The 12,493-nt window shown below is 72.6% G+C and carries 11 protein-coding genes; 4 read left to right on the forward strand and 7 right to left on the reverse strand.

The genetic code is table 11. The features are described from left to right. Positions 1-57: 57 nt before the first annotated feature. The 3 genes from QFZ58_RS14345 to QFZ58_RS14355 all read left to right on the forward strand — a co-directional run bounded on the left by QFZ58_RS14345 (position 58) and on the right by QFZ58_RS14355 (position 3,680). Complete coding sequence (locus tag QFZ58_RS14345; RefSeq protein WP_307125325.1) at positions 58-1,059, forward strand: glycosyltransferase family 2 protein; 1,002 nt, start codon at positions 58-60, stop codon at positions 1,057-1,059. Further along, on the forward strand, positions 1,059-2,462 hold the full coding sequence (locus tag QFZ58_RS14350; protein WP_307125326.1) for a polysialyltransferase family glycosyltransferase: 1,404 nt from the start codon (positions 1,059-1,061) through the stop codon (positions 2,460-2,462). Before QFZ58_RS14345 ends, QFZ58_RS14350 begins: the two co-directional genes overlap by 1 nt. A 66-nt stretch (positions 2,463-2,528) precedes the next feature. After that, a complete protein-coding gene (locus tag QFZ58_RS14355) occupies positions 2,529-3,680 on the forward strand; it encodes an acyltransferase (RefSeq protein WP_307125327.1) in 1,152 nt (383 codons plus the stop codon). Between the two features lie 190 nt (positions 3,681-3,870). Here the strand turns inward: QFZ58_RS14355 and leuE are convergent, their stop codons facing one another. After that, positions 3,871-4,560 carry a leucine efflux protein LeuE gene (leuE, locus tag QFZ58_RS14360; protein WP_307125328.1) on the reverse strand — a complete coding sequence of 230 codons (690 nt, stop codon included), beginning with the start codon at positions 4,558-4,560 and terminating at the stop codon, positions 3,871-3,873. A 304-nt stretch (positions 4,561-4,864) separates the two neighbouring features. Next, complete coding sequence (locus tag QFZ58_RS14365) at positions 4,865-6,454, reverse strand: methylmalonyl-CoA mutase (RefSeq protein WP_307125329.1); 1,590 nt, start codon at positions 6,452-6,454, stop codon at positions 4,865-4,867. Positions 6,455-6,689: 235 nt separating this feature from the next. Between QFZ58_RS14365 and QFZ58_RS14370 the strand changes: the two genes are divergently transcribed. After that, positions 6,690-7,613 carry a L,D-transpeptidase family protein gene (locus QFZ58_RS14370; protein WP_307125330.1) on the forward strand — a complete coding sequence of 308 codons (924 nt, stop codon included), beginning with the start codon at positions 6,690-6,692 and terminating at the stop codon, positions 7,611-7,613. Between the two features lie 267 nt (positions 7,614-7,880). Here the strand turns inward: QFZ58_RS14370 and QFZ58_RS14375 are convergent, their stop codons facing one another. From QFZ58_RS14375 to QFZ58_RS14395, 5 genes are all read right to left on the reverse strand, one after another. Beyond that, on the reverse strand, positions 7,881-8,981 hold the full coding sequence (locus tag QFZ58_RS14375; RefSeq protein ID WP_307125331.1) for a hypothetical protein: 1,101 nt from the start codon (positions 8,979-8,981) through the stop codon (positions 7,881-7,883). After that, the gene (locus tag QFZ58_RS14380; RefSeq protein WP_307125332.1) at positions 8,981-9,664 is read right to left on the reverse strand and encodes an RNA polymerase sigma factor; all 684 of its coding nucleotides are present in this window, start codon (positions 9,662-9,664) and stop codon (positions 8,981-8,983) included. Before QFZ58_RS14380 ends, QFZ58_RS14375 begins: the two co-directional genes overlap by 1 nt. A 293-nt stretch (positions 9,665-9,957) precedes the next feature. Continuing rightward, positions 9,958-10,869, reverse strand: coding sequence for a hypothetical protein (locus QFZ58_RS14385; protein WP_307125333.1), 912 nt, complete (start codon positions 10,867-10,869; stop codon positions 9,958-9,960). After that, the gene (locus tag QFZ58_RS14390) at positions 10,866-11,507 is read right to left on the reverse strand and encodes an RNA polymerase sigma factor (protein WP_307128864.1); all 642 of its coding nucleotides are present in this window, start codon (positions 11,505-11,507) and stop codon (positions 10,866-10,868) included. Before QFZ58_RS14390 ends, QFZ58_RS14385 begins: the two co-directional genes overlap by 4 nt. 203 nt (positions 11,508-11,710) lie before the next feature. After that, the gene (locus tag QFZ58_RS14395) at positions 11,711-12,286 is read right to left on the reverse strand and encodes a hypothetical protein (RefSeq protein ID WP_307125334.1); all 576 of its coding nucleotides are present in this window, start codon (positions 12,284-12,286) and stop codon (positions 11,711-11,713) included. Between the last annotated feature and the right edge of the window lie 207 nt (positions 12,287-12,493).

Genomic DNA, 12,493 nt, shown 5'->3' on the forward strand with positions numbered 1-12,493 from the left:
CCCCTGTCCTTTCCGGGGACAGACCGCGTGACAGGGCCCGGACCTAGCGTGATCCGCATGGTTAAGCTGTCCGTCATCGTGCCGTTCTACAACGTGCAGACCTACGCGCCCGACACCCTCAGAAGCCTGCGTACGAACGCGCGTGAGGACTTCGAGTTCATCCTCGTCGACGACTGTTCGACGGACGGGACGGCCGACATCCTGCGCCGCGCGCGGGAGGACATCCCCGGGGCGGTCGTGATCAGGCACGAGAAGAACGGCGGGCTCGCGACCGCGCGGAACACCGGACTGGACGCCGCGACCGGGGAGTTCATCACCTTCCTGGACGGCGACGACTGGCTCGCCCCCGGTTACTACGAGCGGCTGCTGGCCGCCGCGGAGGACCTGGGGTGCGACTTCGTACGCGCCGACCACGTGCAGGTCACCGGCAGGGCCCGGACCGTGCACCGGGTGCCGCACGGACTGCGGGGTGTCCCTTTCAGCCCGCGGGAGGCCATCCTTCCGCCCGACCGCACCACGTCGGTGGACTACCCGTACGCCTGGGCCGGCATCTACCACCGCCGTCTCGCCGACCGCGGGCTCCTGCACTTCACGCACGGGCTGCGGACCGCCGAGGACCGGCCGTGGATCTGGCGGCTGCACCGGGAGGCGGAGTCCTTCGCCGCTGTCGGGCTCCTCGGGGTGTTCTACCGGCGCGGCGTCGCCTCCTCGCTCACCCAGATAGGCGACGTGCGACAGCTCGACTTCATCCGGGCGTTCGACCAGGTCATCGAGGAGACCGCGCGGGATCCCGAGGCGGACAGGCTGCTGCCCAAGGCGGTCCGCACCTACGCGGCCGTGATGGCGCACCACCTGAACTCCGTCGAGAGGTTCGAACCGGCCGTCGCGCGGCAGCTGCGCTCCATGAGCGCCGCTGCACTCCAGCGCCTCCCGCAGGACCTCCTCAGCGACACACTCGACTCGCTCGGGGACCAGCGGGCGGCTCGGCTCCGCCGGCTCCGTCGCCGCCCGGTCCCCGCGGGGACCGTTCCCTCCGTCACCACAGGAGCCTCCGCCTGATGCCCGGCCGCCGCACCACCCAGCTCTTCTCCGCCTGCTCGCAGTACGCCGCCGCCACGGTCACCGCGGCGATCCGCGCGGGCCAGTTCGGCCCCCGCGACGAACACCGCCGGATCCTGGTCGTCAGCGACACCTCGTACGCCCCGGAGGTGGGCACCCCGCTCGACCGGATGGACGGGTTCGAGTGCCTGCGCACCGAGTTCGACACCGTGCTCTCCTGGAACGAGTTCATCCAGCCCTTCCACCCGGCGGGCTGGTTCCCCCGCGAGCAGGACACCCTGCTCTGGGAGCGGTACCTGCGTCTGGCCTGGGGCCTCGGTGACGGGCCGGTCGAGATCGCCTTCGAGTCCATCCAGGCGAACCCGTCCAACGCCCTGGCGAAGATCTTCAGCGAGAGCCCCGTGCACGTCTACGCCGACGGGCTGATGAGCTACGGCCCGACCCGGAACAAGATCGACCCGTTGATCGGCACCCGCGTGCAGCGGCTTCTCCACCTGGACCTGGTGCCGGGGCTCAGGCCGCTGCTGCTCTCCGAGTTCGGCGTCGAACCCGAAGTCGTCCCCACGGCCGAGTTCCGCAAGGTGCTCGCGGAACTGGCCGACGCCGCACCCGCGCTCACCTCGGTCCGGGGCCAGGGCTCCCCCGCCCTGGTGCTCGGGCAGTACCTGTCGGCGATCGACGTCCTGACGTCCGCCGAGGAGGAGGACCTCCACGTACGGATGGTGCGCGGCGCCGTCGCACTCGGGCACCGCCACGTCGTCTTCAAGCCGCATCCCTCCGCCCCGGCGGGCTGGTCCCGCACCCTGGAGGAGGAGGCGGAGCGGCTGGGCGCCGAACTGACCGTCCTGGACGCCCCCGTCATCGCGGAAGTGGTCTACCAGCAGCTGCGTCCGGCGCTCGTCGTCGGCGCGTTCTCCACCGCCCTGCTCACCGCCGCCGTCTTCTACGACATCCCCGTCGCCCGCCTCGGCACGGACGCGCTGCTCAACGGGCTCACCCCGTACCAGAACAGCAACCGCGTGCCGGTCACGATCGTCGACGCGCTGCTCCCCGACCTGGAGGACGCGGCGGCGACCGCTGCGTGGAGCCTGCCGGACGAGGAGCGGATACGGCGCGAGCTCAGCGGGCTGGTCACCGCCGTCGGCTTCGCGATGCAGCCGAAGATCTACCCGGAACTGCGCCCCGCAGCGGAGACGTTCCTGGCCCGGCAGCCGACGTCCGGCAGGGACCGCTACTTCAGGCGCCGGCGCCTGACCGCGCTCGCCCTGCCCGGGGCACTGCCTTCGCAGTTCGACTTCATCCCCCGCAACCCCACCGTGCGCCGGTTCGCCCGGCAGGCCCGTGCCTGGCAGCGGGCGGCCGGCCGTCGTCTGCCGGGCAGCGGCCGGGCCGGCAACGGCTGAGACCACCCATGACCGTCCGTCTTCCCGGGGGGGGAAGACCGTGGAAGACGTGGAAGGACCACCGAAGTGACGAGCGCGCCACCTCTGCCTGCCCAGGCAGCCGTCCCGATACAGGCACCCCGTCCCGCGCCCAGGGAGGCGGGCCGTCTCCGCGCCCTGGACGGCCTGCGCATCCTGGCGGCCCTCATGGTCTGCCTGTACCACTACGCGGGCAAGAACGGCCCGGTGGCCGAGGCCTGGGGCCAGTCACCGGGCCTGAAGTTCCCCACCCTGTCGTCGTTCGCGACGTACGGCAGCCTCGGGGTCCAGCTCTTCTTCATCATCAGCGGCTTCGTCATCTGCATGAGCAGCTGGGGCCGGAGCCCGGGGGACTTCTTCCGCTCCCGGGTCGCCCGCCTGTACCCCGCCTACTGGGCGGCGATCGTCATCATCACCGCTGCCGCGGTGCTGCTGCCGGTGGTGGTCCGGCCGTTGCCGCTGGACGAGCTCCTCGTCAACCTCACCATGCTGCAGCAGCCGATGGGGGTGGACCGGGTCCTCGGGGTGTGCTGGACGCTCTGGGTGGAGATGCGGTTCTACCTCCTGTTCGCCGTCTTCGTCGTCTGGCGCGGTGTGACGTACCGCCGGGTGGTCATCTTCTGCATCGGCTGGACGTTCGCGGCCGTCTTCGCCCGGGTCGCGCAGACGCCGCTCACGGATGCCCTGGTCATGCGGGACCACGCCCCGTACTTCATCGGCGGCCTCGCCCTCTACCTGATCCACCGCTACGGCAGCGACCTGTTGCTGTGGGGCATCGTGGTCACGAGCTGGCTCCTCGGCCAGCGGTACTCGGTCACGGCACTCTGGCACCCGGGCATGGACGGCGACTTCGCGCGTTCCCCCTACGTCGTCCAGGCGATCGTGACGCTGGCGTTCGTCGCGGTGGCCGCGGTGGCGCTGGGCAGGCTCCACTGGGCGAACTGGCGCTGGCTGACGGTCGCCGGCGCGCTCACCTACCCGTTCTACCTGCTGCACGAGCATCTGGGCTGGTTCGCGATCCGCGTCATGAACCGCGCGCTGCACCTGCCGCCGCAGGTGACGATGATCGCCTCGGTGGGGACCATGCTCGTCCTGGCCCATCTGCTCCACCGTCTGGTGGAGAAGCCGATCGGGCCCCGGCTGAAACGGGCCATGGCGGCGCAGGCGGCGAAGGTCCCCCTGCGGGAGCGGGTGGGCTGAGAGCGTGGTGCCCGGTGGGTGGCCCCGGCCCCCACCGGCTCGACGCCGGCCCCGGCACGGTGCGTGGGCGCGGTTCCGGGCAGGACCGGGTGAGCGGGGAGTCCCTCACGGCCCCCACGGCCCCCACGCTCGGCGCGCCACCCGCCGCGGCCTCCGGTGCCGCACCGGCCGCGGTCGCGTCAGCGATGGCTCAGACGCTGCTGAACGAGAGCTTCGCCGCGAAGCCGAGGAACAGCACACCCGCTGCCGACGTGGCTCCCGCCGACAGCCGCTTGCGACGGCGGAACGCGGTGGCCAGGCGGGTGCCGCCGAAGATGAGCGTGGAGAGGTAGAGGAAGCTGCCGACCTGCAGCAGTGTGCCCAGCAGCAGGAACGACAAGGCCGGATAGGCGTAGTCGGGATCGACGAACTGCACGAAGAAGGAGATCAGGAACAGGATGGCCTTCGGATTGAACAGGCTGACCACCAGCGCGCGCCGGTAGGGGTGTTCCTGCGACTGTTCCTGCGGTTGTTCCAGCGACGACGGCGCCGGGACCGCCCCGGCCCCGTCCGTCAGCTCGGTCACCCGCCGGTGCCGCTCCCGCCACATGGACACGGCGGCGCGCAGCATCCCGATCGCCATCCAGGTCAGATAGCCGGCACCCGCGTACTTCACGACGGCGAAGAGCAGAGGCGTCGTCTGCAGCAGCGAGGCGGCGCCCAGCGCGGACAACGTCATGAGGACGGCGTCCCCGGTCCACACCCCGGCGGCGGCCACATAACCGGTGCGCACCCCGCGCCGGGCCGCGACGGACAGCACGTACAGCGAGTTCGGCCCCGGCAGCAGAATGATCAGCACCAGGCCGGCGAGATAGGTCGGAAGATCGGTGACACCCAGCATGGACGGAGTGTCGCACGCGGGCGCGGCGCTGCGTCCGAGCGGTCCGGGATGCGGCGGATCGGTCCTCCCCGCCGTCCGGCAGGCGGTCCGCGGAGAGCCTCCTGTACTGCGCGCCGCACCATGGACCGGTGCGGGCCGGTGTCTGGTCGCGCTCGCGGCCGGCCACTCCGTGGGCCGGGACACCGGCCCGGGCCCGGGCGTAGTCCCGTCCGCGGGGCCGAGGCCGCCCGGGCGGTGGAGGCGGCCTCCCGGCCCACGGGTGCGGCGATCGGGGCGAGACCACCCGCGAGGGGTGGCCCGCCCGTCAGAAGGCGTCCGTCGGGACGTAGGCGCCCCAGACCTCCCGCAGCGCGTTGCAGACCTCGCCGACCGTCGCCCGTGCCTTGAGCGCGTCCTTCATCGGGTAGAGCACGTTGGCTGTGCCCGCGTCGCTCTCCGCCGCCTTCCTGAGCTCGGCCAGCGCCGCGTCGACCGCCCCCTGGTCACGTTCGGCGCGGAGTTTCGCCAGGCGTGCGGCCTGCTGGGCCTCGATCGCCGGGTCGACGCGGAGCGGCTCGTAGGGCTCCTCCTCGTCGAGGCGGAATCGGTTCACTCCCACGACGACGCGCTCGCCGCTGTCCGTCTCCTGGGCGATGCGGTAGGCGCTGCGCTCGATCTCGTTCTTCTGGAAGCCGCGTTCGATGGCGTTGACCGCGCCGCCCATGTCCTCGACCTTGATCATCAGTTCCAGGGCGGCGGCCTCGACGTCGTCGGTCATCTTCTCGACGACGTAGGACCCCGCGAACGGGTCCACCGTAGCCGTCACATCGGTCTCGTACGCCAGGACCTGCTGGGTGCGCAGCGCCAGGCGGGCCGACTTGTCCGTCGGCAGGGCGATCGCCTCGTCGAAGGAGTTGGTGTGCAGCGACTGCGTGCCGCCGAGGACCGCGCCCAGGCCCTGAACGGCCACCCGGACCAGGTTGACCTCGGGCTGCTGGGCGGTGAGCTGGACACCGGCGGTCTGGGTGTGGAAGCGCAGCATCAGCGACTTGGGGTTCTTCGCGCCGAACTCCTCCCGCATCACCTTGGCCCAGATCCGGCGCGCGGCACGGAACTTGGCGACCTCTTCGAGGATCGTCGTACGGGCGACGAAGAAGAAGGAGAGCCGCGGCGCGAAGTCGTCCACGTCCATGCCGGCGGCGACGGCCGTACGGACGTACTCGATCCCGTCCGCCAGGGTGAAGGCGATCTCCTGCGCGGGCGAGGCACCCGCCTCGGCCATGTGGTAGCCGGAGATCGAGATGGTGTTCCACTTCGGGATCTCGGCCCGGCAGTACTTGAAGATGTCCGCGATCAGCCGCAGCGAGGGCTTCGGCGGGAAGATGTACGTGCCCCGGGCGATGTACTCCTTGAGCACGTCGTTCTGGATCGTGCCCGTGAGCTTGTCCGCCGGCACGCCCTGCTCCTCGGCGACCAGCTGGTACAGGACCAGCAGCAGAGCTGCCGGCGCGTTGATCGTCATGGACGTGGAGACCTTGTCCAGCGGGATGCCGCCGAACAGGACGCGCATGTCGTCGATCGAGTCGATCGCCACCCCGACCTTGCCGACCTCGCCGGAGGCGATCGGGGCGTCCGAGTCGTGCCCCATCTGGGTGGGCAGGTCGAAGGCGACCGACAGGCCGGTCGTGCCGTTGGCGATCAGCTGCTTGTAGCGGGCGTTGGACTCTGTGGCGGTACCGAACCCGGCGTACTGCCGCATCGTCCACGGCCGGCCCGTGTACATCGAGGGGTAGACACCACGCGTGAAGGGATACGAACCCGGCTCGCCCAGCTTCTCCTCGGCCCGCCAGCCCTCGAGTGCGTCCGGTCCGTACACCGGCTCGATCGGCAGCCCCGACTCGGACTCACGCGTCATGTGCTGTGCCTCCCACTCGCACTACTTATCGGTAACAAACCTCGCGACGGACTCTAGCGGCGGCGGCCCGGCCGGGAAGAGCCACGCGCTGGGACCTTGCTCACAGCGTGCGCCCCGGTGTCGGACGCCTGTCCCCCATCATGCGCAGGATTCGGCAACCGGGCAGGGCGGGAATTCGTCTCAGGAGATACCGCGCCACGACCGGGACGGTGGCGGGTGAGCCAGGGGGCCGAGGATGAGACGGGTACGGAGCCTGCGGACGAACAGCCGTGCGGGCCGAGGGCGCAGGGCGACGGCTGCCGCCGTCGGCGTGCTCGCGGTCGCCACGCTGACGGCGGGATGCCGGGCGGAGCCCGTCGGCGCGGCGGAGCCCCCCACGCCGCCCGATCCGTCCGTCGCAGCCGCGGGTCCCACGGACGACGCCAGGCCGGGCGGCGCCCCGGCGAGCGCCTCCCTGCCGGCGTCCACGTCCCCCTCCGCCTCCGCCGCTCCGACGGAGACGGCCGACCCGCGGCCCTCGCCGCAGCCGGAGACCCTGATGTCCGTCGGGGACCGGAGCAAGCGGGTACGGGAACTGCAGGCCCGGCTGCGCCAGATCGGTCACTTCAACCGTGCCCCGACCGGCTACTACGGGACCGCGACAGTGGCTTCCGTGCAGTCCTTCCAGGGCAAGCGGGGACTCTCCCGGACGGGCAGGACCGACACCGTGACCTGGGAGCGGCTGCTCGCCATGACGCGGAAGCCGACGGCGCAGGAGCTCAGTCCACCGGCCGGGGAGCCGGCGGCCCGGCCCGACGCGCGCTGCATGACGGGCCGTGTCCTGTGCATCAGCAAGAACAGCCGCACCCTGTCCTGGATGATCGACGGCCGGGTCGTCTCGTCGATGGACGTGCGCTTCGGCTCGCAGTACACGCCCACCCGCGAGGGCACCTTCTCGGTGTACTGGAAGTCGCGCCACCACGTGTCGACGCTCTACGACTCGCCCATGCCGTACGCCATGTTCTTCAGCGGCGGACAGGCGGTGCACTACTCGTCGGACTTCGCGGCGCGCGGCTACGGCGGCGCCTCGCACGGCTGCGTGAACGTACGGGACGAGGGGAAGATCGCCTCGCTCTTCGCCCAGGTGAAGAACGGCGACAAGGTCGTCATCTACTGGTGACGGGCCCGGAGCCGGTGGGGCGTGCCCGGTGGGACCGGGCCCGGCCGGCACCGGTGGCGGGGCCGGCCCACACTGCCGGCGGAGAGGCGCGGACGGGACCGGGGGAACGTGTCCCGCCCGCGCCAGGTGCGCCGAGCCGAAGGTACGGGGGGAACCCCGGCTCGTGCGCGGCCGATGACCAGTCGGCTCACTCTCTACTGCGTCCGGCCGTCGAAAAATGTCACACCTGATGGCCACAGAGCACACCGGACGACGTATGAGCGCAGGTCAGCGCGCTGGTGCCGGCGGTACGGGCGGTGCGGGCACCAAGGCGCCGGCCGCGGCCTCCGGGGTTTCTCCGCCTTCCGGAGCGCTCCGCGGGAAAGCCGTGCGGAAGGAGACCGAGGGGAGCGAGGGGAGCGAACCCTTGCCGCCCTCACCACTCCCGTCGTCCTCAGCACCGCCGGAGCCGTCCCCGGTGCCGCTGTCACTTCTGTCGGCGCTCCCGCCGTCGCGGCCCTCACCCAGGACCCGTTCGCAGAAGCGCGCCAGGTTGCGTTCGCCCTTCGCCAGCTTGACGAGGCGGCGCTCCTCCTTCCGGCTCATGTCGTCGTCGCGGTAGGCACGGCAGGCCTGGATCGACTTCGCGTACACGTCGGCGGCGCTCCCGCCGGCGGAGTCGTCGGGCACCCCGTTCCCGTCGGTGCTGTCGGGGGAGCCGTCCGGTGCCGGGGTGTCGTCCCGGGCGTCACCGTCCTGTGCGGCGCCGCCCCCGCCGGGGGCGGTTCCCGTCGCCCCGTCCTCCGGGTCGGCTCCGCCGTCCGTCGCCTCGGGGGCGGGCGGGCTGGACTCACCGGGCCGGACCGGCGGCCCGACCGAGGGCCCGGGGCCGGGCACCTCGGCACCCAGGTCCTCCGGGGACGCCGCCACCGAGACGGACGTGGCCGGAGCCGGGGCACCGTCGCCGCCGAAGGGGGCGGGCAGCATCCCCGTCCCGCCGGCGACCGCCACACCGCCGAGTGCGCACCCCGCGAGCGAGACGGCGAGGCCGTAGCGCACCGGCCGCGTCCAGCGCGGGCGCCGCGAGGGAGAGGTGCGCGTCCCGCCGATCCGTACGGTGTGGACGGCCTCCCGCTGCCCCGCCGGGCCGGCGGACGCCACCGCGGCGCCCCGCCCGGTGGCACGGGACGCCTCACGGAACGCGGCCAGTGCGGCCGCCTCGCCGGGGAGTTCCTCACCGGAGGGACGCGGGGTACGCACCGCGCGCAGCGCTTCCTCCAGCCGCCGGCTTCCGGTCCTGGCGTGATCGTCGACGGGTTCGACGGACTCGCCGCGGAGCAGACGCTCCGCCGCGTTCGCGTCGAGCCACTCGTCCTGCTCGTCGGCCATCACATGTCCTTCTGCGTCCACGGACGCGAATGCGTCACACCGGCGGGCGCCGCCGTACCGTCACGGCCGGGGCGCTGTACGGGCACGGCACCCAGCTCCGCCACCGCCGCCGGGGTCCCGTCCTGGGAAGGATGCTCGGCGCCGACCAGTTCCGCCAACCGCTTCAGCCCCCGGTGGGCGGCCGTGCGCACCGCGCCGGGGCGCTTGCCCAGTGTCCGGGCCGCGCTCTTCGCGTCCAGGCCGACCACCACGCGGAGCACGACGGCCTCGGCCTGGTCCTGCGGCAGCTGCGCGATGAGGGACAGGGTGTGACTGGTGGCCAGGGACTCCAGTGCCTCGCCGGCCGTGTCGGACGTGGCCGGTTCCTCGAACAGTTCACTCTCGTCGCCGCCGGACACCGGGCGCCTGCCCCGCATCCGTATGTGGTCGAGCGAGCGGTTGCGCGCGATCCTGGCCGCCCAGCCCCGGAACCGGTCGGCGTCCCCGCTGAACCGGTCGAGGTCACGGGCTATCTGCAGCCAGGACTCGGACGCCACGTCCTCCGCGTCCGGCTCCCCCACCAGCGTCCGTATGTAGCCCAACAACCGTGGATGCACGGCGCGGTACACAGTACGGAAGGCGTCCTCGTCCCCGTCCTGTGCCGCGAGCACCGCGGCGGTCAGCTCCGCGTCGTCCCCCAGCACTCCCTCAACCCGCCCTGCTGATCTGTATCGCAGCTGGTCACCACTGCTGCGCCGCTCTGCGCGACTCAGCACGCTACGTGGTCGGACGGTGCCACGTCCATGACTTGTACAACCCGCAACGGTCTCCTGACACAGTGCGGTGTGACAGAAAACGCACCCTTGGCGCTGACATGAGTACGGGGTCGTACTGCGGCCCCGTGGAAGACGGCCGGGGCCTCTCCTGTGGGGGGTGGCGGCCCCGGTCGTCGTCCCTCGCCCCTGTGAGCCGTGGACGCGGCCTTCTCCGCATCCTCCTACGGCCCGGCGGTCCAGCCTGCGGACGCGTTGTCCCGGCCTTGTCCACCGTGCGCGCCGCCGGTCCCGCCGTTCGCACGGCCGTGGGTGTCTCCCCCGTCATGCCCGTTGCCCGGCGCCGGCCGCGCGGCGTTCCGCGCCTTGCCGTCCGTCTTCCGCGGGCCGTCCGTCTTCTGCGGGCTGTCCGTCTTCTGCGGGCTGTCCGGCTTCCGCGAACCGTCCGCCTTCCGCGAACCGTCCGCCTTCCGCGCGGGCAGTCGCCCGAGCACCTCGTCGCAGTAGGCCGGGACCGCCGAAGGCCCGCCGGCGGCCGTCTCCAGGCGCTCGAAGGCGGCTGAACCGGAGGCCTTCCCGCTGCTCGCGGCCTTGCGGTAGGCCGTACAGAGGGCGCCCTCACTCCGCCCCCGGCCGTGGCCACCGCCGCCGGAGCTGCCGGCTCCCGGGGTCGCCGCCGGACCGGGGGGAGGCGTCTCGGCGGCGTGCGGGGTCGCGATGCCGGCCGTGTGGCGGGGCGGTTGGGCGGGTGTCGCCGGAACGGAGTGCGCGGGACGGGACGGGTCACGCGGGCCGGGCCCGCCGAAGGGCGTCGGTATCACGCCCGACCCGGCGGCCACCGCGACCCCGCCCAGCGTCGCCGCCGTCACGAACGCGACGACCAGTGTCCGCACCGGCCGCCCACCGCTGCGCCCGTACCCGGGCCGCCAGTCGTCACGCCTGCGCCGCCTCCGAAGCAACGGTGACACCGGCGCGTACGCTCCGCCGTCACGCGCCGAACGGAACGCGGCGAGCGCGCGCTGCTCGGCCTCGGGGTCCGACGCCGAAGGGCCCCGAACGGCCGCCGGCGACGCGGCCGATGCGAGTGTGTCCGGAAGGTTTTCCGGGTCCGGCGGTGGCTGAGATGCGTGTGTCATGGCTCATCACCGAGCGTACGGCGCTCTTCGTCCGTCACATCAGTCCGGCGAGCGTCCGGCCGGCCGCCGGGGATCAGTTGCTCGGCCAGTCGCCTGAGTCCGCGGTAGGCGGAGGTGCGCACCGCACCCGACCGCTTGCCGAGCACACGCGCCGTCGCCGGTCCGTCGAGGCCGACGACCACCCGCAGCAGTACGGCCTCCGCCTGCTCGCGAGGGAGCGTGCGGATCATCGCCAGAGCGGCCTCGGTCGAGAGGGACTCCAGCGCCGCGGCAGCCGTGTCGTGCTCTCCGGGCATCTCCAGCACGTCCTGCTCCAGTAGTCCGGTACGCGGCCGGCGGGCTTGTCTCCGCAGGTGGTCGAGCGCACGGTGACGGGCGATCATCGCGGTCCAGCCGCGGAACCCGGCTCCGTCGCCACGGAAGCGCCCCAGATCCCGGGCTATCTCCAGCCAGGCGTCGGAGGCCACGTCCTCGGCGTCCTCACCGACGAGCCCGCGTACGTATCCGAGGAGACCCGGATGCACCATCCGGTAGGCGGCCGCGAAAGCGTCCTCGTCCCCCTGCTGGGCGCGCCCGACGGCAGCGGCGAGTTCGGCGTCGTACATCCGCCCGCGACGCTGCTCCCCGCCCTTGCCCACGTATCCCCACTCGGCGCCCGGCCCCGGCACGTCACCGTGACGTCGTCCGGCCCGGCGGTACCCGTCCCATCTCCCTCTGCGCCGGGACGGACGGAAACGTCACAGGGGCCGTGCCGCACCCGCCCCGCGACCCACGGACGAAAGGCCCGGACCGGTGCCCGCAGGCCGTGCCCGCAGAGCTCCGGCCAGGTCCACCGCCGGGCTCAGACCTGGCCACGGGTCCGGCGCGTCATCACCGCGCGCAGTACGCGCCGGCCCTCGGTCGACAGGTCGAGCACCCGGAGCAGACCCGCTCCGCTGCCGACCGTGCCCGAGGTCTCGGCGAGCACCTCCAGGATCTGCGCCTGGCGGCGCAGTTCACCCGTGACGAGCGGGCCGCCGCCCTCGGGGTCGCCCGCGCGGCAGCGCCGCAGCAGCCCGGCGCCGTCCACGGCCGCGCCCGGGAAGTCGAACTGCCGGTGGACGTCCAGGGCGACGTACGAGCAGGCGTCGGCCCATTCCCGCAGCGGCCCGGCGGTGAAGTCGGAGGGCGCGGCTGCGAGCATCGCGCGGACCTGGACGGCCGCGCCGTCCGTGATGTCGACGCTCTCCACCGCCTGCCGGACGGCCTTCAGCCGGGTGGCCCATTCCTGACCGTCCTCGCAGCTCGCCCAGAGCGGGCGCAGCGGCTCCGGCGCGTCGCCGTCGGTGAGCAGCGGCAGGCAGCGGTCCAGGCACGCGAGCGCGCTCGCGGCCAGCCCTCGCTCGTCGGCAAGAGCGATCAGCTCCAGCAGGCTCATGGACGTCTCCCCTCGGTCCGGAAGCCGGCACTGTCGGGAGACCGACTCGGCCGGGACACAGCGGGGCGCTGTGCTTCCTGTTACCGCGTACTGCGTCAGATGGCTGAAAAGCGTCACTCTTACGACAGGGAACGCGCCCTGGATGCTTATCGGGTGGGCCCCTCCGCGCCCGATCCGTTCAGCGATGCGCCGAATATCCCGCACGAG

This window comes from Streptomyces sp. B1I3, from assembly GCF_030816615.1.
In the GTDB taxonomy this organism is placed as follows: domain Bacteria; phylum Actinomycetota; class Actinomycetes; order Streptomycetales; family Streptomycetaceae; genus Streptomyces.

Coding starts and splice junctions, on each gene's coding strand:
- QFZ58_RS14345 (WP_307125325.1), top strand. CDS start 58: ATGGTTAAGCTGTCCGTCATCGTGCCGTTCTACAACGTGCAGACCTAC.
- QFZ58_RS14350 (WP_307125326.1), top strand. CDS start 1,059: ATGCCCGGCCGCCGCACCACCCAGCTCTTCTCCGCCTGCTCGCAGTAC.
- leuE (WP_307125328.1), bottom strand. CDS start 4,560: ATGCTGGGTGTCACCGATCTTCCGACCTATCTCGCCGGCCTGGTGCTG.
- QFZ58_RS14365 (WP_307125329.1), bottom strand. CDS start 6,454: ATGACGCGTGAGTCCGAGTCGGGGCTGCCGATCGAGCCGGTGTACGGA.
- QFZ58_RS14370 (WP_307125330.1), top strand. CDS start 6,690: ATGAGACGGGTACGGAGCCTGCGGACGAACAGCCGTGCGGGCCGAGGG.
- QFZ58_RS14375 (WP_307125331.1), bottom strand. CDS start 8,981: ATGGCCGACGAGCAGGACGAGTGGCTCGACGCGAACGCGGCGGAGCGT.
- QFZ58_RS14385 (WP_307125333.1), bottom strand. CDS start 10,869: ATGACACACGCATCTCAGCCACCGCCGGACCCGGAAAACCTTCCGGAC.
- QFZ58_RS14395 (WP_307125334.1), bottom strand. CDS start 12,286: ATGAGCCTGCTGGAGCTGATCGCTCTTGCCGACGAGCGAGGGCTGGCC.